The sequence below is a fragment of the Candidatus Tenderia electrophaga genome (genome assembly GCA_001447805.1).
Lineage (GTDB): Bacteria > Pseudomonadota > Gammaproteobacteria > Tenderiales > Tenderiaceae > Tenderia > Tenderia electrophaga.
Genome location: CP013099.1, coordinates 2,167,361 through 2,186,776, shown reverse-complemented (window position 1 = coordinate 2,186,776; position 19,416 = coordinate 2,167,361). Strand labels below are relative to the sequence as shown.

General features: G+C 60.2%; 19 protein-coding genes and 1 tRNA gene. 12 read left to right on the top strand and 8 right to left on the bottom strand.

Annotated features, from left to right (window positions below; translation table 11 throughout):
* The first annotated feature begins 44 nt into the window (after nt 1–44).
* The 5 genes from Tel_10060 to Tel_10040 are packed head-to-tail and all read left to right on the top strand — an operon-like array spanning nt 45 to nt 3,963.
* The gene (locus Tel_10060; protein ID ALP53464.1) at nt 45–416 is read left to right on the top strand and encodes a camphor resistance protein CrcB; all 372 of its coding nucleotides are present in this window, start codon (nt 45–47) and stop codon (nt 414–416) included.
* Nucleotides 413–730, top strand: a complete 318-nt coding sequence (locus Tel_10055) for a hypothetical protein (protein ID ALP53463.1) — start codon at nt 413–415, stop codon at nt 728–730. The genes Tel_10060 and Tel_10055 overlap by 4 nt, the downstream gene beginning before the upstream one ends.
* Nucleotides 731–742: 12 nt before the next feature.
* Entirely contained in the window at nt 743–2,023 is a 1,281-nt protein-coding gene (locus tag Tel_10050; protein ALP53462.1) for a serine--tRNA ligase, read from the top strand.
* 6 nt (nt 2,024–2,029) lie between these two features.
* Nucleotides 2,030–3,421, top strand: coding sequence for a sirohydrochlorin ferrochelatase (locus Tel_10045; protein ALP53461.1), 1,392 nt, complete (start codon nt 2,030–2,032; stop codon nt 3,419–3,421).
* Nucleotides 3,418–3,963 carry a hypothetical protein gene (locus Tel_10040; GenBank protein ID ALP53460.1) on the top strand — a complete coding sequence of 182 codons (546 nt, stop codon included), beginning with the start codon at nt 3,418–3,420 and terminating at the stop codon, nt 3,961–3,963. The genes Tel_10045 and Tel_10040 overlap by 4 nt, the downstream gene beginning before the upstream one ends.
* 107 nt (nt 3,964–4,070) lie before the next feature.
* Here Tel_10040 and Tel_10035 read toward each other — a convergent pair whose 3' ends face one another.
* Together Tel_10035 and Tel_10030 are read right to left on the bottom strand one after the other, a co-directional pair.
* Nucleotides 4,071–4,934 carry a hypothetical protein gene (locus Tel_10035; protein ID ALP53459.1) on the bottom strand — a complete coding sequence of 288 codons (864 nt, stop codon included), beginning with the start codon at nt 4,932–4,934 and terminating at the stop codon, nt 4,071–4,073.
* A gap of 441 nt (nt 4,935–5,375) precedes the next feature.
* Nucleotides 5,376–5,660 (bottom strand): hypothetical protein, encoded by a 285-nt coding sequence (locus tag Tel_10030; GenBank protein ALP53458.1) that lies wholly within the window; start codon nt 5,658–5,660, stop codon nt 5,376–5,378.
* A gap of 127 nt (nt 5,661–5,787) precedes the next feature.
* On the opposite strand from Tel_10030, the gene Tel_10025 reads away from it, so the two are divergent.
* Complete coding sequence (locus Tel_10025) at nt 5,788–7,710, top strand: ABC transporter ATP-binding protein (GenBank protein ALP53457.1); 1,923 nt, start codon at nt 5,788–5,790, stop codon at nt 7,708–7,710.
* Here Tel_10025 and Tel_10020 read toward each other — a convergent pair.
* The 3 genes from Tel_10020 to Tel_10010 form a co-directional block, all read right to left on the bottom strand.
* Complete coding sequence (locus Tel_10020) at nt 7,704–9,227, bottom strand: hypothetical protein (protein ID ALP53456.1); 1,524 nt, start codon at nt 9,225–9,227, stop codon at nt 7,704–7,706. The two genes, Tel_10025 and Tel_10020, sit on opposite strands and share 7 nt — an antisense overlap.
* Before the next feature lie 153 nt (nt 9,228–9,380).
* Nucleotides 9,381–10,382 carry a glycosyl transferase gene (locus Tel_10015; protein ID ALP54818.1) on the bottom strand — a complete coding sequence of 334 codons (1,002 nt, stop codon included), beginning with the start codon at nt 10,380–10,382 and terminating at the stop codon, nt 9,381–9,383.
* 248 nt (nt 10,383–10,630) lie between these two features.
* Complete coding sequence (locus tag Tel_10010; protein ID ALP53455.1) at nt 10,631–11,335, bottom strand: hypothetical protein; 705 nt, start codon at nt 11,333–11,335, stop codon at nt 10,631–10,633.
* Nucleotides 11,336–11,468: 133 nt separating this feature from the next.
* Between Tel_10010 and Tel_10005 the strand changes: the two genes are divergently transcribed.
* Nucleotides 11,469–11,558: transfer RNA gene (locus Tel_10005), tRNA-Ser, on the top strand.
* A gap of 314 nt (nt 11,559–11,872) precedes the next feature.
* Complete coding sequence (locus tag Tel_10000; GenBank protein ID ALP53454.1) at nt 11,873–12,847, top strand: magnesium transporter CorA; 975 nt, start codon at nt 11,873–11,875, stop codon at nt 12,845–12,847.
* Here Tel_10000 and Tel_09995 read toward each other — a convergent pair.
* Nucleotides 12,825–13,451 (bottom strand): arylesterase, encoded by a 627-nt coding sequence (locus tag Tel_09995; GenBank protein ID ALP54817.1) that lies wholly within the window; start codon nt 13,449–13,451, stop codon nt 12,825–12,827. The genes Tel_10000 and Tel_09995 overlap by 23 nt on opposite strands.
* 121 nt (nt 13,452–13,572) lie before the next feature.
* On the opposite strand from Tel_09995, the gene Tel_09990 reads away from it, so the two are divergent.
* Genes Tel_09990 through Tel_09980 form a run of 3 tightly spaced genes read left to right on the top strand, consistent with a single transcriptional unit; the run spans nt 13,573 to nt 17,136 of the window.
* Entirely contained in the window at nt 13,573–14,247 is a 675-nt protein-coding gene (locus Tel_09990) for an ABC transporter (protein ID ALP53453.1), read from the top strand.
* The gene (locus tag Tel_09985) at nt 14,244–16,736 is read left to right on the top strand and encodes an ABC transporter permease (protein ALP53452.1); all 2,493 of its coding nucleotides are present in this window, start codon (nt 14,244–14,246) and stop codon (nt 16,734–16,736) included. The genes Tel_09990 and Tel_09985 overlap by 4 nt, the downstream gene beginning before the upstream one ends.
* A gap of 43 nt (nt 16,737–16,779) precedes the next feature.
* Complete coding sequence (locus Tel_09980; protein ID ALP53451.1) at nt 16,780–17,136, top strand: hypothetical protein; 357 nt, start codon at nt 16,780–16,782, stop codon at nt 17,134–17,136.
* 10 nt (nt 17,137–17,146) lie between these two features.
* Here Tel_09980 and Tel_09975 read toward each other — a convergent pair whose 3' ends face one another.
* Nucleotides 17,147–17,953: a hypothetical protein gene (locus Tel_09975; GenBank protein ALP53450.1), complete on the bottom strand. Its 807-nt coding sequence runs from the start codon at nt 17,951–17,953 to the stop codon at nt 17,147–17,149.
* Nucleotides 17,954–18,138: 185 nt separating this feature from the next.
* Between Tel_09975 and Tel_09970 the strand changes: the two genes are divergently transcribed.
* A complete protein-coding gene (locus tag Tel_09970; GenBank protein ALP53449.1) occupies nt 18,139–18,843 on the top strand; it encodes a hypothetical protein in 705 nt (234 codons plus the stop codon).
* Here the strand turns inward: Tel_09970 and Tel_09965 are convergent.
* Nucleotides 18,840–19,184 carry a hypothetical protein gene (locus Tel_09965; protein ALP53448.1) on the bottom strand — a complete coding sequence of 115 codons (345 nt, stop codon included), beginning with the start codon at nt 19,182–19,184 and terminating at the stop codon, nt 18,840–18,842. The genes Tel_09970 and Tel_09965 overlap by 4 nt on opposite strands.
* Nucleotides 19,185–19,416 lie beyond the last annotated feature (232 nt).

Genomic DNA, 19,416 nt, shown 5'->3' with positions numbered 1-19,416 from the left:
CAAAAAATAGAACATGCAAGGGATTCGGGTGAAGGGCTAAAATAATGCAACTCCTGGCCATCGCCACCGGCGGCGCTATCGGCGCAGTACTGCGCTTCCTCATGTCCGGTTGGGTCTACAGCTGGCTCGGTCGTGGGTTCCCTTATGGCACGCTGATAGTCAACGTGTTGGGATCCTTGTTGATGGGTGTGCTGTCGGTATTGCTGATCGAACGTCTCAGCCTCGGCCCCGAATGGCGCGCCGCCATTCTGATCGGTGTGTTGGGCGGCTTTACTACCTTTTCCACCTTTTCCATCGAAACCTTGAACCTGATCGAGACCGGCGAGCATGCCAAGGCATTGACCAATGCCGCCCTCAGTGTGGTGCTGTGCGTCGGTGCCGCCTGGGCCGGTGTTATCGCAGGGAGACAGATATGAATATGATCGAAGTGACCATGGTGCGCATCTATCTCAGCGAGAAGGACAGCCATCTGGAAAATCTAATGAAGCGCCTGCACGACTGGGAAAAGGTGAAAGGCGTTTCGGTATTTCGCGGTATTAGCGGTTATGGCAACGATGGCCGCATGCACACCGCTTCACTCACCGACTTGTCGCTGGATCTACCGCTGGTGGTTGAGTTTTTCGATGAGCCGACCAAGGTGGAAAAGATTCTGGAACATTTGAACAACATTATTAAACCGCGCCACATGCTGAAATGGTCGGCGTGGGTGAACGAACAAGAAGCGCATTAATAAGGACACGACATGCTTGACCCCCGTTTAATCCGCAACGAGTTAGACAACATCGCCGCCCAGTTGGCGCGGCGCGGTTTCGAATTGGATCGCGCGCGCATCGCCGAGCTGGAGGCGCAGCGCAAACAGATACAAATGCGCACCCAGGAACTGCAGGCCGAGCGTAATAGCCGTTCCAAGGCTATTGGCCAGGCCAAGGCCAAGGGCGAGGACATCGCGCCGCTGCTGGCGGCGGTCAGCGAGATGGGCGATCAACTCAAGGCCGCCGAACAGGACTTGGGCCAGGTCCAGGATGAGCTGGAATCCATATTGCTGGGCGTGCCCAATATTCCCCATGCAACCACCCCCGACGGCCGGTCCGAGGAAGACAATGTGGAAATCCGCCGCTGGGGTGAGCCGCCGCAGTTCGCGTTCGAGGTCAAGGATCATGTGGATGTGGGCGAGGGTCTGGGCCAGCTGGACTTCGACACCGCCGCCAAGATTACCGGCGCGCGCTTCGCCGTCATGTCGGCCGGCGTGGCGCGGCTGCACCGTGCCCTGATCCAGTTCATGCTCGACCTGCACACCGGCGCGCACGGCTACACCGAGACCTATGTGCCTTACATGGTCAACAAGGACAGCCTGCGCGGTACCGGCCAATTGCCCAAGTTCGAGGAAGACCTGTTCAAGCTGGAGGGCGAGCAGGAATTTTATCTGATTCCCACCGCCGAGGTGCCGGTGACCAACATCGTGCGCGATATGATCATCGACGCGGATTATCTGCCGCGTAAATACGCCTGCCATACGCCCTGTTTTCGCAGCGAGGCGGGCAGCTACGGTCGCGACACCCGCGGCATGATCCGCCAGCATCAATTCGAAAAAGTGGAGCTGGTGCAGGTGGTGCGTCCCGAGGATTCGTATCAGGCCTTGGAAGCGCTCACCGGCCATGCCGAGGCCGTGCTGCAGAAGCTCGGCCTGCCGTATCGCGTCATGGCCCTGTGCACGGGCGACATCGGTTTTTCCAGCGCCAAGACCTATGACCTGGAGGTGTGGCTGCCGGCCCAGAACACCTACCGCGAGATCTCCTCCTGTTCCAACTTCGAGGACTTTCAGGCGCGCCGCCTGCAGGCCCGTTGGCGTAATCCGGAGACCGGCAAACCCGAACTTGTCCATACCCTGAACGGCTCCGGCCTGGCGGTGGGCCGGACCCTTGTGGCCATCCTGGAGAACTATCAGCAGGCCGACGGCAGCGTGGTTGTGCCCGAGGCCTTGCAGCCTTACATGGGCGGCTTGACCAGGCTCGTTAAGGCCTAACTGGGCATGGATTTTCTGCCTATCTTCATCGACCTCAAGGGGCGCCCGGTGTTGGTGGTGGGCGGCGGCGAGGTGGCGGCGCGCAAGGTGGGACTGTTGCTACGCGCGCAGGCCCAGGTGCGCGTGGTGGCGCCCGAATTGTGTGATGCATTGCGGCAAATGGAACAGCAAGGGCGGATCGATCACATCGCTGCCGCCTATCAAGCGGCTGAACTGGAAGGTGCGATCCTGGCGATCGCCGCCACCAGTGACGAAGCGGTGAACCGCCGGGTCTCCCTGGATGCACGCCAGCGCGGGATGCCGGTAAACGTGGCCGATGCCCCGGAGTTGTGCACGTTTATTCTGCCGTCCATCATCGACCGTTCGCCGCTGATGGTCGCGGTCTCCACCGGCGGCGCCTCGCCCACCTTGGGGCGTTTGCTGCGCGCCCGGCTGGAGACCTTGATCCCGGCCTCCTACGGTCGTTTCGCCGAATTACTGGGGCGCTTTCGCGAACCGGTGAAACAGCGTTTTAAGACCCTGGCCCAGCGACGCCGGTTTTGGGAGCAAGTGGTGCAAGGCCCCATCGCCGAATTGGTGTATGCCAACAAAGACACGCAGGCCGAGCAGGCCCTGCAAGCGGCCATCGATCAGGCCGACAGCGCACAGCTGGCCAAGGGTGAAGTCTATCTGGTGGGCGCCGGTCCGGGTGACCCGGATCTGCTTACCTTTCGTGCCCTGCGCCTGATGCAACAGGCCGACGTGGTGCTCTATGACCGCCTGGTGGCGCCGGAGATTCTGAGCCTGGTGCGACGCGAGGCGGAGCAGATCTACGTCGGTAAGAAGCGTGCCTACCATGCCCTGCGTCAGGAAGAGATCAACGGCATGCTCATCAAGCTGGCCAAGCAGGGCAAGCGGGTGCTCAGGCTCAAGGGTGGCGATCCGTTCATCTTCGGCCGTGGCGGCGAAGAGATCAGCGGCCTGGCGCAACAGGGTATCCCTTTTCAAGTGGTTCCGGGGATCACCGCCGCGGCCGGTTGTGCCAGTTATGCCGGTATTCCCCTGACCCATCGCGACTACGCCCAATCAGTGATCTTTGTCACCGGCCAGCTTCAGGACGGTACTGTGGACCTGGAATGGCAGACACTGGTGCAACCGCGCCAGACGGTGGTGGTCTACATGGGCCTGGCGGGGCTGCAGATCATTTGTGATCGATTGATAGCGCACGGCATGGCGGCCACCATGCCGGCGGCCTTGATTCAGCAGGGCACGACGCCCGCGCAGCGGGTGATCACCGGCACGCTGGCCGATCTGCCCCAGGTAGTGGCGCAACACGAGGTCCATGCGCCCACGTTGTTAATCATCGGGGAGGTGGTGCGGTTGCATGATCAGCTCAACTGGTTCGACCCCGTATCCTGATGGCGGCCTATCAAGCGGTTATCGCATTCTGGTTTGATGAGATCGAACCCAAGCGCTGGTTCGGTAAAGACGCCGGTTTTGATCGAATCGTGACACAGCGGTTCGCGGCCTTGCATGCCCAAGCGGCGTGTTGCGAGTTGTTTGCGTGGCGCCAAGCGCCGCAGGGGCGCCTGGCCGAGATCCTGTTACTGGATCAGTTTTCCCGCAACATCTTCCGCGATCGTCCCCAGGCCTTCGCCTATGACGAGCTGGCCCTGGCCTTGGCACAGGAGGCCGTCGCCCAGGGTGCGGACAAGTCGCTATCGGCCAAACAGCGTGCCTTTCTGTATATGCCCTACATGCATAGCGAATCCGCCTTGATCCATGAATGTGCGGTCGAATTGTTCAAGGCGCCGGGCCTGGAAGATAATTACAGATTTGAAATCCAGCACAAGGCCATAATCGACCGCTTTGGCCGCTACCCCCATCGCAACGCCATTCTAGGGCGTGAGTCCACCGATGAGGAGCGGGCGTTTATTCAATCTCCCGGTTCTGGATTTTGATCCAGGATATCCACCGACGCCCTGTCAGACGTGCATGCCAGCGGCCGGCAGTACGGCACCAATAGACCCCAGCCGCGCCGCGGGTGGCCCGCTGTATTATTCGCGAGTCAAGGACCAACGGTCGGGTTTTCGGATCTGAACTGACGGGTATCCAGGCTTAAGGCGTATTCATAGTCCTCGGGCGTCTCGCCTTGGAACCCTTTGCGTATGTAAAAGTCGATCTTGTCGATGCGGTCGTCCCAGATGACGCTGCGCCAGAGATCGCCGCGGCCGTGGCGATCTCTGTTGTCCAACTCGGCACCGTTGACAACGAGCGTATATTTACCATAGAGGTTGCGCGGCTGTTCCCCAAAGGCGGCCGCCAATTGTTCGGCCTTGTCGACCGGGACAGACAGCGACCTCACGGGATTATCTCGTCCCCAGGGCCAGTGAACCCCAGACATGCCAAACGCTGCGCTATCGAAATCGTATTTTCCCAGTATGACCGTCGGGCCCGCATCGGGCCAAGGGGTGATGTCGTAGCGCATCGGGACCTCCTCGGCGGCATTGCGCAATGCGGACCTGATCGTGTCCCGTTCCCGCCGCCATCTGAATTCATCCGAGGAGATCCAGTCGCGTACACTCGGATACGTACGCCGGGCCAGGAGTTTGAGCCAGCGATCCTCGTCGAGTACCTGGGGATTATAATGAATCAAGAGATAGGCGCGTGCGGCCTCAGTGGGCGTACCATTCACGGTAGCTAGGGCCGTCTGGCCTGACGCAGATGCGGGATTGTTTGGGGATTCGCCGGGTCCCGGTGCCGCAGTGGGCTGGGAGGACGCATCCTCGACCTCGACCTCGGCTTTTTGCTCGGCGATTGCCGCCTCGGCCTTTTCCTTGAATTTGTCGAACAGCCCGGCCAATGCGGCCTCGCTACCCAGACACAGACAGGCCCCCAAGGTGATGAGGCCGGCATGTATCAGTGGTTTCATCGTATCCTCCTTGTCCGTTCCACGGGACGGTTTTCGGCGGCACACCCCAACTCAATGCCAGGCTGTATCGCCTGCGAATACGGGTAATTGTAGACAAAAGTGCCATTGAATGGCGCATGATAGTCATCGTTGAGATGCATCCCCCTCAGATATTCAAAGCCGACAATGCGTTCAAAATCGGCACAGGTTTGGTCCCAAGCCTCGGCTGCTGCGCAGCTCATACCCGGCGCACAAGCTGTGGCAGGTATCGAGACAGCCCCCCCATCCGGGTCTTATCCTCCACCTGGTCGATGATCTGGGCCAGGTGTTCGAGGTGATAGCCCAGCTTAGTGCCCTGGCCGGCGGTGTTTTTAATCACCGCGGTGACGCCCGTGGTTTGGTCCAGGGCGATATTGATGGACTCGGCGATGCGGCCCAGGCACTGGTCGACGCCGATTAGGTTCAGTTCAGGTGTGAGCCGGGATGGAAATTGAGCAGGGTCAATCCCAATTGCGCACAGCGCTGCATCTCGTCGAGAAAGGCCAAGCGCGATTTTTCCAGCCCCACCTTTTCGGGATGACCCAGCTTTGATGAGATAACGATCATGGGGCAGGACCTGTTCCGGGGCGATGCCAGCTTGGTCAGATTGGCCTGGAACGCCTGGATATTCGCTGCAGACAACGGCTTGGCGCTCCACTGGCGCTGGTGCTTGGTGAGCAGGGCGAAGGCACGGGCATGAATGGGCATTGAACGGGGCGTTTTCCACGCCGCCTGAGGCGCTGACATGGGCCCCGACATATTTCATGGTCTATCACTTTCAACTTCACAAGGGCCCTATATGGTGGCGCAGCGGTGGGGCTGATACACTGCGCCCATGCTGAATTTCACCGATGTCGCCCTGCGTCGCGGCCCGCGTTTGCTGTTCCAACAGGTCAATATGATTATCCATGCGGGGCGCAGGGTGGGGATTACCGGCGCCAATGGCACGGGCAAGTCCAGCCTGTTCGCCCTGATCCGCGACGAATTGCAGACTGATCAGGGTGAGTTCTCCATGCCGGCAGGATTGGAGTTGGCCCATGTGGCCCAGGAGACGCCGGCGCTGGAGCGCGCCGCCATCGACTATGTCATGGACGGCGATGCCGAGCTGCGTCGTATCGAGGCAGCGCTGGTCCAGGCCGAGTCGGCCGCTGACGGCCATCGCCAGGGCCAGCTGCACGCCCGTTTCGATGCCATCGACGGGTACAGCGCCCGCGCCCGGGCAGCCCGTCTGCTGCGCGGCCTGGGGTTTAGCACTGCTCAGGAAAACACAGTGGTGCGCGAGTTCTCCGGCGGTTGGCGCATGCGCCTCAATCTGGCCCAGGCGCTCATGTGCCGTTCCGACCTGTTGCTGCTGGACGAACCCACCAACCACCTCGACCTGGATGCCGTCATCTGGCTGCAGGATTGGCTGCGTGCCTATCCCGGCACCCTATTGTTGATCTCCCATGATCGTGATTTTCTCGATACGGTGGTGGACCAGATCGCCCACGTGGAACACCAAAGCATCCAGCTCTACAGCGGCAACTACAGCGATTTCGAAACAGCTCGCGCCGAGCAGCTGCGCCAGCAACAGGCCGCCTTCGACAAGCAACAGCGCGAGATCGCCCATGTGCGCAGCTTTGTGGATCGCTTTCGCGCCCAGGCTACCAAAGCCAAGCAGGCGCAAAGCCGGCTCAAGATGCTGGCGCGCATGGAGACGATCGCCCAGGCCCATGTGGATTCCCCCTTTCATTTTCAGTTCTGTACGCCGTTAAAATTGCCCAATCCGCTGTTGCGGCTGGATCAGGTGGCGGCCGGCTATGGCGACACCCGCCTGCTGGACGGCATTGAGATGGGCTTGGCGCCGGGTGACCGGCTCGGTCTGTTGGGTGCCAACGGCGCGGGCAAATCCACCCTGATCAAGCTGTTGGCCGGCGCGCTGACGCCGCAGGCGGGCGAGTTGACGCGCGCCAAGGATCTGGCTGTGGGCTATTTCGCCCAGCATCAACTGGAGCAGCTCACGCTGGCCGAGACACCGTTTCAGCACCTGCGGCGATTGGCGCCGCAGGTGACGGAGCAATCGCTGCGCGATTACCTCGGCGGTTTCGGTTTTAGCGGTCAACGGGTGGACCAGCAGGTGGCCGATTTTTCCGGCGGTGAGAAGGCGCGCCTGGTCCTGGCCCTGCTGGTGTATCAACGTCCCAATCTGTTGTTGCTGGATGAACCCACTAATCACCTGGATATCGAGATGCGCCTGGCCCTGGGCATGGCGTTGCAGGACTATCCGGGCGCCATGGTGATCGTGTCTCACGATCGCCACATGCTGCGCAGTGTCTGCGACGATTTCTTGCTGGTCGCTGACGGACAGGTACACAGTTTTGGCGGCGATTTGGACGACTACCGTGAGTGGTTATCCAAACGGCTTAATGACAGTACCTGCGCGGGTCAGCAAACGCGAGGAGAGGCGGCCAGTCTATCCAAGAAGCAAATCCGGAGACACCAGGCCGAGCGGCGCAAACGCCTACAACCCCTGCAAAACAGGCTTAAATCCCTGGAGGCGGCCTTGGATAAACTGATGGCCGAACTCGACGATGTGGAACAGGCGCTGACCGATCCGGTAGTGTACCAGGAGGGCAATAAAGACAGGCTGACCCAGTTGCTGAGCAGGCAGGGTGAATTGAAAAAGCGGCAGCAGGAAACGGAAGAGGCCTGGTTGCAGCTGGGCGAGGAGTTGCAGCTCGCCGAACTGGATGGCGAAGACGGCCGCGGGCATCACTGATTGGATCTGATTTGCAACAGGTGTGACACCACTTCGGTATCGTAAAGCGTGCCGGCCAGTTTTTGCATCTCCTGCAGCGCCTGGGTCTGGGTCATGGGTTTGCGATAAGGACGTTCGGAAACCATTGCGTTGTAGGCGTCCGCGGCGGCCAGGATGCGCGCCTCGATACTGATAGCGCTATTCTTCAGGCCGCGCGGATAGCCCGAGCCGTCGATGCGTTCATGATGCTCGCCAATAATGCGTTTGAGCGCCTGAAGTTCCTTTTGCTCGTGCGTGGTGTCAAGCATTTCGATAATCTCTTCGCCGATCATCGTGTGTTTGCGGATCTCAAGCCGTTCTTCGTCACTAAGCGCGTTTTTCTTGCATAATACCGCGGCCGGAACGGTGATGTTACCGATGTCGTGCAGGATGGCGGCTTGTTCCAGCAGGGCGATACGCTCATCGGACAGCCCCAGTCGGTGAGCGATCTCAATGGACAGGGTACGGGTGCTTTGTGAGTGACTCAGGCCGCGTGAGGTGAGCCCGCGGCTCTTCTCCATCAACGCCGCGAGACTGCAGAGCGAGCGTAACAGCAGGCTGGTATCATCGTTTAAATACGTCACTTCGTCATAGGCGCTGACCATGTTGCCACCGGAGTCTTTGGCTGAGTACATACGACGGTCGGCGGCGCTGATCAGGTTCTTTTCGTCCATGCCGTCTTCAGGGTAGCTCGAGACGCCGATACTAAGTGACAGCCGCACGCGTTTTTCGTTGCTGCTAAAGCGTGTTGCGAACATGGACTTGAGCCGTTCAGCCACTTCAATGCCCCCTTCCTTGCTGGTTTCGGGGAGCAGCATGGCGAACTCGTCGCCGCCGTAACGATAAATGCTGTCGCCTTCGCGCAGCACGGTCTTGAACGTGTCCGTGGCCTTGATCAACATCTCATCGCCGAAGGAGTGGCCATGTAAATCATTGGCCTGTTTGAAGCCGTCGATATCGATGATGACCACCGAGAAGGGGCGACTGTAGCGATTGGCGCGGGTGAATTCTTCAAACAGTCGTTGATCGAAATAGCGCCGGTTGTATAGACCGGTAAGCGAATCGGTGATGGCCTGTTGGTATAACTCCTTTTGCAGGGTGACTTGCTGGCTGATGTCCTGCACCAGGCAAAAGATGAGTTGGCGCTCGCCCTCGCGGATCAGGTTGAAGGAAATGGCCACCGGGATTTCCACGCCTGCCCGGTTTACCGCCACGGCCTCTAAATGTTTTTCTGCGCGATGACCGCGAGTGCTTAGCGTCGTTTGAAGAACCGAATTGAGTTTGTGACGATCTTTCGGAATGAAAAATGTCTCGAGCGTCTTGCCGTTGATCTCGGCTGTTTGATAGCCGAGGATTTGTTCCATTTTATTGTTCGCGTAGAGCGTTTTTCCGTGTTCGTCGGAAAACACTACGCCGTATGAAATATTAGTTAGAAACTGATTGAGCGTCGCTTTGGAAATCGGAAACACAAAATCGAGCAACGTCTCATTGACACCCATACCCCCCTCCCTCGTCCCCGGATCTATAAGGATTAAAAGAAGCCACCACAGCCGAGCAAGGCTGAGAACTTGCAATATCCAGAAACCTACGTTCTAAATTTAGCAGAAACGGGGCTGTTGTGTAGGGGCGGCGGGTAAGAATCTTGGCGAATATTAAATGAGATCCTTCGAACGCGTCTGCCACCACTCCGTCGCCATGGCCAGCGCGTCTTCGCGGCGGCTTTGTTTTTGCATCATCTGCAGTGTCACGGCAAGGGTGTTGATGACGGCGGCAGTACCATATTTGTGTTCGATTTCGCCGCGCCAGAGTTGTGGCAACAGCTCGAGTTCCAGGGATTTGGGTTTGAGTTCACGGGTAGCGAGCAGGGGTGGCCATTCTTCTTCGTTACACCGTTGTTGATTCACCGATAATACCCTGCAACTGCTGTCCGGGCTGGCCTCGATCTCGCCGCCGTCGCCCTTTATCACGGCCATGTGGGCTTGCTCCAGGAGCGCGGCGGCGCCTTGATGGATCGCCAGATAACCGGGATGAAAAATGCCCTGCATCTGATGGGGGGCGAGAAACGGGTTGAGCATGCGTGACACGGTATGCACCGGCGAGCGCAGGCCCAGGATCTCGCGCAGGTCGATAATCTGCTGCAGCCGCGGGCTGATGCGCTCCAGGTTCACATAGGCGAATGTGTGCGTCTCCAGCCGCTGGGCGGCCTCGGCCAGCGAATCGGATACCGGCAGGCCGAGAAACTCCAAGGCTTGCGGGGTGTAGATACGGTTATCCTTGCGCCCTTTAAGGCCGTGCATGAATACCTTGACCCCCTGGTCCGCCAGCAGCAGCACGCTCAACAGAAACCAGGGCAAATGACGGCGCTTGCCGGCATAGCTGGACCAGTCCAGATCCACCGCCGGAATATTTTCGGGCAGTTGGATAGTCCAGCGCACGGCGCGCACGAAGCCGGCAACCTCATCCGGCGTTTCCTCCTTGACCCGGATCAGCATCAGGAAGGCCCCCAGCTGTTCCGGCTCCACCTGTCCCTCCAGGATCATGCCCATGGCCTCAAAGGCCTCATCTTGTGACAGCGAGCGCGAACCCTTCTGGCCGCGGCCCAGGGTGCGGATGAAGGGGGCGAAGGGATGGGTTTCCAAGGGGGGCTGGCCTATTGGACCGATTGAATCAGCAATACGACAAACAGGATGACCAGCAGCAAGGGGATAATCACGCCGCGCCATTCGCCCGCCTCGGCCTTGCGGCTATTCGCCATCATTGCCTTGGCGCGCGGCAACAGGAAAATTACCATGGCCCCCAGGGCCACGGCATAGGCGACCTTCATCCACATTTCCATAATGACGCCTCCCCAAGAAAAAGGCCCCGGACCAGCCGGGGCCTTAGCATAGCCTGTATGGGCTAATTAATCGTCGCCGTTAAACGCACCCAGGAGGTGCAGCAGGCTGACGAAGATGTTGTAGATGCTCAGGTACAAAGAGACCGTCGCCATGATGTAATTGGTCTCCCCGCCGTTGATGATGCGGCTGGTGTCATACAGGATGAAACCACTCATGATCAGGATTACCGCAGCGGAGATGGCCATCGATACGAACGGAATGGCCAGAAAGATATTCACAATAGCGCCGAGGAGCACCACCAGAATACCGACGAACAGCATGCCGCCCAGGAAGCTGAAATCCTTTTTGGTCGTCAGCGTGTAGGCCGACAGCCCCAGGAAGATGGCACCGGTACCGCCCAAGGCGGTCATCACCACCTGGCTACCGTTGGCCATGCTCAGGTAGGCGTTGAGCAAGGGCCCAAGACCGAAGCCCATCAGGCCGGTAATGGCAAACACCACACCGATGCCTGCAGCCGAATTCGCAGTGCGCGGCAGCACGAACCAAATCAGCACGATGGAACCCACGAACGACAGCAAGTGTGCCATCGGACCCATCTGCATGGTCATGGACACGCCCGCCATCAAGGCGCTGAACAGCAGCGTCATAGAAAGCAGCATGTAGGTATTTCGCAGAACCTTATTGGTCGACGCCGAAGCGGGAATCGCACCGCCGTACACACGTTCTACTGGTCTCATAGTGTTCAGACTCCTGTTTAAGTTGAATTCCATAGAGAATTACTCATATTCTGAGACCCGAGTTTAGCACGAAAGGTTCCCTAGATTAATACCCGGTCTAAATCGCAAAATTTTTCCTCAAGTGCTGGAAATCCTGAAAATTTTTGGTATCATCTTGCGCTTCTGCGGAGAGGTGGCTGAGCGGTCGAAAGCGGCGGTCTTGAAAACCGTTGAAGGGTTAAACCTTCCCAGGGTTCGAATCCCTGCCTCTCCGCCATAAAATACAAAAGGCCGCCCCAGAGGCGGCCTTTTTTGTTTTTGGAGTGGGGCAGGTTTTGATGAGAACCCTTCGGTTCGACGACCGTAGCGCAGCGGAGGGAGAACAGCGGAGCGGAGCGAGGCTGGCCCGTAGGGCGAGGGCGGACGCCCGAGTAATCCCTGCCTCTCCGCCATTACTTTTCAACAAAGGGCTGATACACAAGTGTGTCGGCCCTTTTTGTTTTGCGCTATGGCCCGGTCGAGCGCGTGTTATTGCCGCTGCGCCCAAGTCGGTTATAGTCCTCATACTAAACAACGATCCGGGAATTGACCATGGACGAGCAAGATGGACTGATTGCTGCCTATGCCCTCGACGGCAAGGGCGGCGGTACCCCGCTGGACTGGCAGGGCCTTCAACAATGGCGCTCGGACGAGGGGTTTTTGTGGGTGCACCTGGATTTTACGCATGCCGAGGCACAGCGCTGGCTGCGTCAGGACAGCGGCGTCGATAAGGTGGTCTGTGATGCGCTGTTGGCCGATGAGACGCGTCCGCGCAGTACCGCCCTGAAAGACGGCCTGCTGGTGATGCTGCGCGGCGTCAATACCAACCCGGGGGCCGATCCCGAGGACATGGTGGCGCTCCGCCTGTGGGTGGAGGATCGGCGTGTGATCACCACCCGGCGCCGGCGTCTGCTCTCTATTGTTGATGTGCGCGAGTCCATCGATCGCGGTGACGGACCTGGTACACCGGGCGAACTGTTGGTCGACCTGGCCGATCGCCTGGTGGTGCGTATGGCGGATGCGATCGACGCCATCGAAGAAGAGGTGGATCGGCTCGAAAACGAGGTGGTGGAATCAGAGCGGGCGCAACTGCGCCACGAACTGGCCCGCATGCGCATGGAAGTAATCGGTCTGCGGCGCTACCTGTCACCCCAGCGCGAGGCCATGGCTCGCTTGGCCCAAGAAAGAGTCGAGTGGTTGTCGGACAATGACCGCATCCGCCTGCGTGAAATCACCGACCGCGTAGTGCGCTATGTGGAGGACCTGGAGGCGGCGCGCGATCGCGCCGGCGTGGTGCAGGAGGAGTTGAATAATCGACTCTCGGAGCAGATGAACAACCGCATGTATGTGTTATCGCTGGTGGCGGCGGTGTTCCTGCCCTTGGGATTTCTGACCGGGCTGTTGGGTATCAACGTGGGCGGCATCCCCGGCGCCGAGTACGCCTATGGTTTTGAAGTGGTGATTCTGTTTCTGGTGGTGCTGGTGGGGCTGCAGATATGGCTGTTTAGACGGCGCCGCTGGTTGTAAGCAGTGACTGTAGCTTGTCCCACACATTTTCGAGCAGTTCATCCTGTGCCGCGGCGCTCGGATGCAGGCCGTCGGCCTGGAACAGTGAGCGCTGCTGCGCCACCCCCGCGAGCAGAAACGGGACCAGAGCGACGTCTTCGCTCTCGGCCAGCCGGGCATACACTTCGTGAAACTGACGCGTGTAGGTGGGGCCGTAGTTGGGCGGCAACTGCATACCCAGCAGCAGCACCTCGGCCCCGCGGGCCCGGGAAAGTTCGATCATCCGCGCGAGGTTGGCGTGCATGTCATTCAGTGACAGGCCGCGCAGACCGTCGTTGGCGCCCAGCTCTAAGATTACGATGTCGGGCTCATGCCGTTGCAGCAGCGCGGGCAGGCGTGACAGCCCGCCGGCGGTGGTCTCGCCGCTGATGCTGGCATTGATGACCTGATACTTTTCACCAGTGCGCGTGAGCCGCTGTTGTAGCAGGGCCACCCAGCCTTGTTCCTGGCTGATGCCGAAGGCGGCGCTGAGGCTGTCGCCCAGTACCAGAATTTTATGCTCATCGGCCTGGGCCGTTACGCCACAGCAGAGCACCACCAATAGGGTAAAGACGATTTTTTGCATGGCACCATTATGCCTGATCTGATTCGCCCTGCGCAGGGCGCGCAGTGAATCATCTGTCATTATCGTGTCTAAGGTGGGGAACACGCATGTCCAACAAGAAAAAAGGATCTTCCAATCGACTATGGCTGAGGTATTGAGAGTCCGGGGACTGGGCAAACGGGTGCGCAGTCCCGACGGCGAGCTGGACTTATTACACGACGTGTCACTTTCTATCTCGGCCGGCGAATCCGTGGCCGTGGTGGGCGCCTCCGGCGCGGGTAAGTCGACCTTGCTGGGGCTGTTGGCGGGGCTGGATACCCCCACCACCGGCCAGGTCATGATCGACGGCGTGGATCTGTTCGGCCTGGACGAAGACCAACGTGCCCGGCTGCGCGCGGAAAAGGTCGGTTTTGTATTTCAGGCGTTTCAGCTGTTGCCCAATCTTACCGCCCTGGAGAATGTCATGTTGCCCATGGAGCTGGCGGGGCGCCGCGACGCGCCGCAGGTGGCCGCCAGCGTATTGCAGCGCGTCGGCCTGGGCGCGCGCACCGGTCATTATCCCAAACAGCTGTCCGGCGGCGAGCAGCAGCGCGTCGCCATTGCGCGCGCCTTTGCGCCTCATCCCAAGTTGTTGTTCGCGGACGAACCCACCGGCAATCTGGATCGCAACACCGGCGCCCGCATCATCGATTTACTGTTCCAGCTCAATGCCGAGCAGGGCACCACCCTGGTATTGGTGACCCACGACCCGAACCTGGCCCAGCGCTGTGACCGGCAGGTGGAATTGGAGGACGGGCGGTTGAGGCTGGAGGGATGAACGCATTCCGACTCGGTCTGCGCCAGTTGCGCCGCGACTGGCGCGCCGGTGAGCTCACCATCCTGGCGCTGGCGCTGGTGATCGCCGTGGCCAGCGTGTCGTCGGTGAATTTCTTTACCAGCCGCATCCATCAGGCCCTGGAGCTGCAGGCCAACGACCTGCTGGGCGGCGACCTGGTGCTGGTCTCGCGCGATCCCATCGCCGCGCAACGCCGCGATCACGCCAGAGACGCGGGGCTGCGCAGCGCCGCCACGGTGGAGTTTCCCACCATGGTGTTGGCGGGGGAGCAGAGTCAATTGGTGGGATTGAAGGCAGTGAGCGCCAATTACCCGCTGCGCGGCCGTAACCGCATAGCGCCCGAGCAGTTTGCCCCGGACGAGGCGGTGGCTCACGGCCCCGAGCCGGGCACGGCCTGGGCCGACGGTCGCCTGATGAACGCCCTGAAACTGGAGGTGGGCGAGACGGTACAGGTGGGGGAGACCACCCTGCGCATCGGCGCCGTGCTGACCAGCGAGCCGACCCAGTCCGGCGGCATGATCTCCGGCTTCGTGCCGCGTCTGCTGATGAATCTGGAAGACCTGCCCGCCACCGAGCTGGTGCAGCCCGCCAGCCGGGTGCGTTATCGATTGTTGGTGGCCGGCGCGCCGGAGCAGGTGGAGCAGTTGCGCCGCCAGTGGCAGGACACCCTGGCGCCCGGCGAAGAACTGAACAGCGTCAAGGACGCCCGGCCCCAGGTGCGCACCGCCTTGGAGCGGGGCGAGCGTTTTCTCGGGCTGGCGGCCCTGGTGAGCGTGTTGTTGGCCGGGGCGGCGGTGGCCATGGCGGCGCGGCGCTATGTCAGCCGCCATCTCGATAATTGCGCGGTGATGCGCTGTCTGGGTGCCTCTCAGGCCGTGATCAATCGACTGTATCTATATCAAATGCTGGTGCTGGGCCTGCTGGCCAGCGCCCTGGGGGTGGCGCTCGGGTATCTGGCCCAGGGCGGACTGGTGTTGTTCTTGGGTGAACTGGCGCGCATCCAGTTGCCGGCGCCCTCGGCCTGGCCCGTGGCGCTGGGCATGTTGACCGGCATGATCACCCTGCTGGGATTCGCCATGCCACCGATTCTGCAACTGGCCAATGTCTCCACCATGCGGGTGATTCGGCGTGACCTGGGTCGCTTGCAGATCAACAGTCTATTGGCCTATAGCGCCGGCAGCGCCGCGTTTGTGGTGCTGGCCTTGCTCCAGGCCCAGGACACCCGCCTGGCCCTGACCATTCTCGCGGGTCTGGTGGTGCTGTTGCTGGCGTTGGCGGCCCTGGTCGGGGTGTTGCTACTGATCCTCAAGCCTTTGAGTCGGCAGGGGCGGGCCTCGTGGCGCTTCGGCCTGGTCAATATCTCGCGCCGTGCCGGCAGCAGCATGCTGCAAATGATGGGCTTCAGTATCGGCCTGATGGCCTTGTTGCTGCTCACCGTGGTGCGTACCGATTTGTTGGAAGAGTGGCAGGGCAAGGTGCCGGCCGATGCCCCTAATCGCTTTCTGATCAATGTGCAGCCCGAGCAGCTCGATCAAGTGGAAGGCTTTTTCGCGCGGCAGGGCATCGAGGTGCCGGAGCTTTATCCCATGGTGCGCATGCGCCTGGTGGAGATAAACGGCCAAGCGGTGAGCGAAGATGATTTCGCCACCGAGCGCGGCAAGCGCCTGGCCACGCGCGAGTTCAACCTATCCTGGGCCGCTGATTTGCAGGCGGACAACAATATCGTCGCCGGGCGCTGGTGGGATGAGGACGAACACGGCCGGCCCATGCTGTCCGTGGAGCAGGGCATCGCCGAGGAACTGGACCTGCAGCTCGGAGACACCTTGACCTATCGCGCCGCCGGGCAACAATTCACCGCCCCCATCACCAGCCTGCGCACGGTGGAGTGGGACAGTTTCCGCGCCAACTTTTTCGTGCTGGCGCCGCCGGGGGTGCTGGAGGGGTTTCCGGTCAGCTATATGAGCGCGTTCTATCTGCCTGCGGATGAGCACCAGGTGCTGAATGACCTGGTACAGCAGTTCCCCAACATCACCGTCTTCGATGTCGACGCCATCATGGGGCAGGTGCGGCGCATTATCGCGCGCGTCACCCTGGCGGTGGAATATGTCTTCGTCTTCACCCTGCTGGCCGGACTGATGGTGATGTATGCCGCCATTCACTCCAGCCGCGATGAACGCATCCACGAGGCGGCGGTGCTGCGCACCCTGGGCGCGCGGCGCAGCCAGTTGCTCGGCAGCCTGATGCTCGAATACGCGGGCCTGGGTCTGATGTCCGGCCTGGTGGCAGCCCTCAGCGCCGGCGGCGTCGGCATGGTGGTGGCGGAGCGCATCTTCGAGTTGGAATACGCGCCCGGCCCCACCTTGTGGTTCGGTGGCATGCTGATAGGGGCGCTGGGCATTGGTATCGCCGGGACGCTGGGCACGCGCTTTGTCATCAATCAGCCGCCGCTGCGCACCCTGCGCAGTGTCTGAGCTGCCATGGCGCGTTGGCGCAGATCGGCTACTATGAACAGCAGTGAAGACCACCCATTTTGCAATCAAGGCCTATGCCGTCGCCCTGCTGACGCTCATGTTGGGCGTACTGCTGAGTGTCTGGCTGGATGATTGGTTGTGGTTGTCGCGCAGCGGCTCCTTGGTGGTCATCAACGGCATTGTACTCACCTCGCATCAGATCATCGATCACATCAACCGCCTCAAACTCAGCCAGATGCGGCCGCCACGCCAGTTCGAGCGCGACTGGGCCGACAGCGACAAACGACATTTGATCGATGATGTGGCAGGGGGGGTGTGGCGGTACGAGAAATACGGCCTGTACATGCTGATCGTCGGCACCCTGGTATGGGGTTTCGGCGATCTGTTGAATGCGTTCTGACGTTCGTTGCTTACCTGACGCCGTAGGCGAGGATGTACTCGTGTGGAATGGCCAGGCCGCTGTCGCTGTGAAAATCCCGGGCGAAGCGCGCAATCTCGTCACGCACCTGGTCGCGCTCGCCTTCGGCCAGGGCGTCGAACTGCTGCTTCATAATGTCCGAGGCCTCGACCGTGTCCCAGTATTCGTCGAAGCTCTGGAAGTGGTAATCAAAGGGCTTGCGTTGGATGATATGTTGCTTGAAGCCGGCCTGATTCAGCAGGGATTCCAGCATGCCTGACTCGCCCAGCGAGGTGACCTTGGCCAGGGCAGGTTGATCCTCTTCCTTCAGGCGATTCTTGAACGCGCGGTGGGCCCAGTGCATGGTGGTCATAGTTTCCGCCGTGCTCCACACCGCCAGGGCGAATTGGCCGCCGGGTTTGAGTACGCGGCGCATTTCTTTCAGCCCTTGCAGGGGATCTTCGAACAGCATGACGCCGAAGCGGCACAGCACTTTGTCGAAGCTGGCGTCTTCGAAGTCCATGTGTTCCGCCGCCATGATGTCGAACTGAATATTATCGAGGCGCTCGTCTTTGAGTTTGTTCTGGGCCGCGCGCACCATGCCAGCGGCGGCGTCGACGGCGGTCACCCGGGCATGGGGATGACGCCGCGCCAGGCTCAGGGCCGGTTCACCGGTGCCGCAGGCTACATCCAACACCGCGTCGCCGGGGTCGACCTGCAGCGCTTCCAGCAAGGCCTCACCGACCGGGGCGATGTGGGGGAGCCAGAGATCAAACTTTTCCGCCAGGGTATCCCAATCGGGTTGGTTTTGTGAGGCCATGCGTACTCCCTTCGTTGTCGCTTACTTGCTGCCGAGCATAGCACAGGGGAGGCGATAGTCTGGGCGCTGCCGGGTTGGAATCGCTTGAGCGCCGCTGTGCTTGTTGCTATGTTGATCGGCGTGATTGTGCCGGAGTGACTATGAAAAGCCTTATTCTATGTATTTTATGTCTTGTTGCCGTCTCGGTGCGGGCGGCCGATCCTGCCCCGGCGGATCCCAATCAGGGCACCATCACCCTGCAAACGGCCATGGGCACGTATTTGCAGGGCTATGCGGCCGGGCCGCAAGATGCCGAACTGGGTATATTAATTTTGCATGACCGCTGGGGCCTGAACGAGACGGTGCGCGCGTGGGTGGAGCGCTTCGCCGCGCGCGGTTATCGGGCCCTGGCCATTGATGTCTTCGACGGTCGTATCTCGGACAAAATGTGGCTGGCGACCGAAATCATGGACGCCACCGACCCGGAATCGGTCAAGGTGAATGTGAACGCCGGGCTCAACTATCTGGCGCGTGAGCGCGAGGGCCGCAAGTTGGTGACCCTGGGGGCCGGGTTCGGCGGTTGGCAGTCGTTCCAGGCGGCGGTGGCGGCGCCGGAAAAAGTGGCCGCGACGGTGGTAATCTACGGCGTGCTTGAGGCCAATGTGGACCAGGTGCGTAATTTGAAGGCGCCGGTGTTGACCATTTTTGCCCGGGACGACGAGGCCATTACCGCCGCCATGATGGATGAATACAGCCAGTTGCTGAAGAAATCCCTAATTATCCATCGCAATTATGTGTTTCCCGCCGCACACGGATTTATGGATCCGCTGCACCCCGACTACGATGCCGCCGTGACTGAGGATGTCTGGTCTCAGGTGGACGACTTTTTGAGCGGTTTTGTCGAAGGCTAAAACGTCTTTCCATTCCAGCCCCACATGTGCCGGGCTGGCGCGCCGAAGTTGATATAGATGCGTTCCCGGCGGACGCCGATCTGTGCTTCAACCAGGCTGCAGAGCTGTTCTGAAAAGCGCGTCGTCTGGTCTTCCGGCAGCCCTAGGCTTTTCAATTCGACATAGGCGGCGGGGGCATCATTTCCGGCAAAAAACATGGGTTTTGCGCTGTCCAGCGCGATCATGACGTAATTTTCCGATTTTCCCAAGGCTGCGGCGACGCCTTTGGAAAGTGCATCCAGCACGGCGGGCATGTCATTTGCGTCAATACCTTGGTTGGTTTGAAGCGTGAGATAGGGCATGAGACCTCCGTTGTGTCTGGGTTTCGGCGAATTATAACGAGGCTCGCAGCGGCATTGCCAGTCGCCCGGCGTGGTGAAATTCTGATATACTGCCATCCGCGCGCGTAGCGCTTGACTAAGTCTCGATTTCTAATGTAGTTTCGAGCCCTTCTTAGGAACAAAAACGCCGAATTCATGCAACTGCCCGTTAAGCGGGCTTTTTTTTCTGAAGTAGTACGGTTTTTTGAGGGAG

What these genes read in the sequence shown, in the direction of transcription:
- Tel_09990 (ALP53453.1), top strand. Translation starts at nt 13,573, where the DNA reads ATGGCTGAGGTATTGAGAGTCCGGGGACTGGGCAAACGGGTGCGCAGT.
- Tel_10035 (ALP53459.1), bottom strand. Translation starts at nt 4,934, where the DNA reads ATGAAACCACTGATACATGCCGGCCTCATCACCTTGGGGGCCTGTCTG.
- Tel_10050 (ALP53462.1), top strand. Translation starts at nt 743, where the DNA reads ATGCTTGACCCCCGTTTAATCCGCAACGAGTTAGACAACATCGCCGCC.
- Tel_09985 (ALP53452.1), top strand. Translation starts at nt 14,244, where the DNA reads ATGAACGCATTCCGACTCGGTCTGCGCCAGTTGCGCCGCGACTGGCGC.
- Tel_10045 (ALP53461.1), top strand. Translation starts at nt 2,030, where the DNA reads ATGGATTTTCTGCCTATCTTCATCGACCTCAAGGGGCGCCCGGTGTTG.
- Tel_09965 (ALP53448.1), bottom strand. Translation starts at nt 19,184, where the DNA reads ATGCCCTATCTCACGCTTCAAACCAACCAAGGTATTGACGCAAATGAC.
- Tel_10055 (ALP53463.1), top strand. Translation starts at nt 413, where the DNA reads ATGAATATGATCGAAGTGACCATGGTGCGCATCTATCTCAGCGAGAAG.
- Tel_10030 (ALP53458.1), bottom strand. Translation starts at nt 5,660, where the DNA reads ATGCCCATTCATGCCCGTGCCTTCGCCCTGCTCACCAAGCACCAGCGC.
- Tel_10060 (ALP53464.1), top strand. Translation starts at nt 45, where the DNA reads ATGCAACTCCTGGCCATCGCCACCGGCGGCGCTATCGGCGCAGTACTG.
- Tel_10020 (ALP53456.1), bottom strand. Translation starts at nt 9,227, where the DNA reads ATGGGTGTCAATGAGACGTTGCTCGATTTTGTGTTTCCGATTTCCAAA.
- Tel_10025 (ALP53457.1), top strand. Translation starts at nt 5,788, where the DNA reads ATGCTGAATTTCACCGATGTCGCCCTGCGTCGCGGCCCGCGTTTGCTG.
- Tel_10000 (ALP53454.1), top strand. Translation starts at nt 11,873, where the DNA reads ATGGACGAGCAAGATGGACTGATTGCTGCCTATGCCCTCGACGGCAAG.
- Tel_09975 (ALP53450.1), bottom strand. Translation starts at nt 17,953, where the DNA reads ATGGCCTCACAAAACCAACCCGATTGGGATACCCTGGCGGAAAAGTTT.
- Tel_10010 (ALP53455.1), bottom strand. Translation starts at nt 11,335, where the DNA reads ATGGAATTCAACTTAAACAGGAGTCTGAACACTATGAGACCAGTAGAA.
- Tel_09995 (ALP54817.1), bottom strand. Translation starts at nt 13,451, where the DNA reads ATGCAAAAAATCGTCTTTACCCTATTGGTGGTGCTCTGCTGTGGCGTA.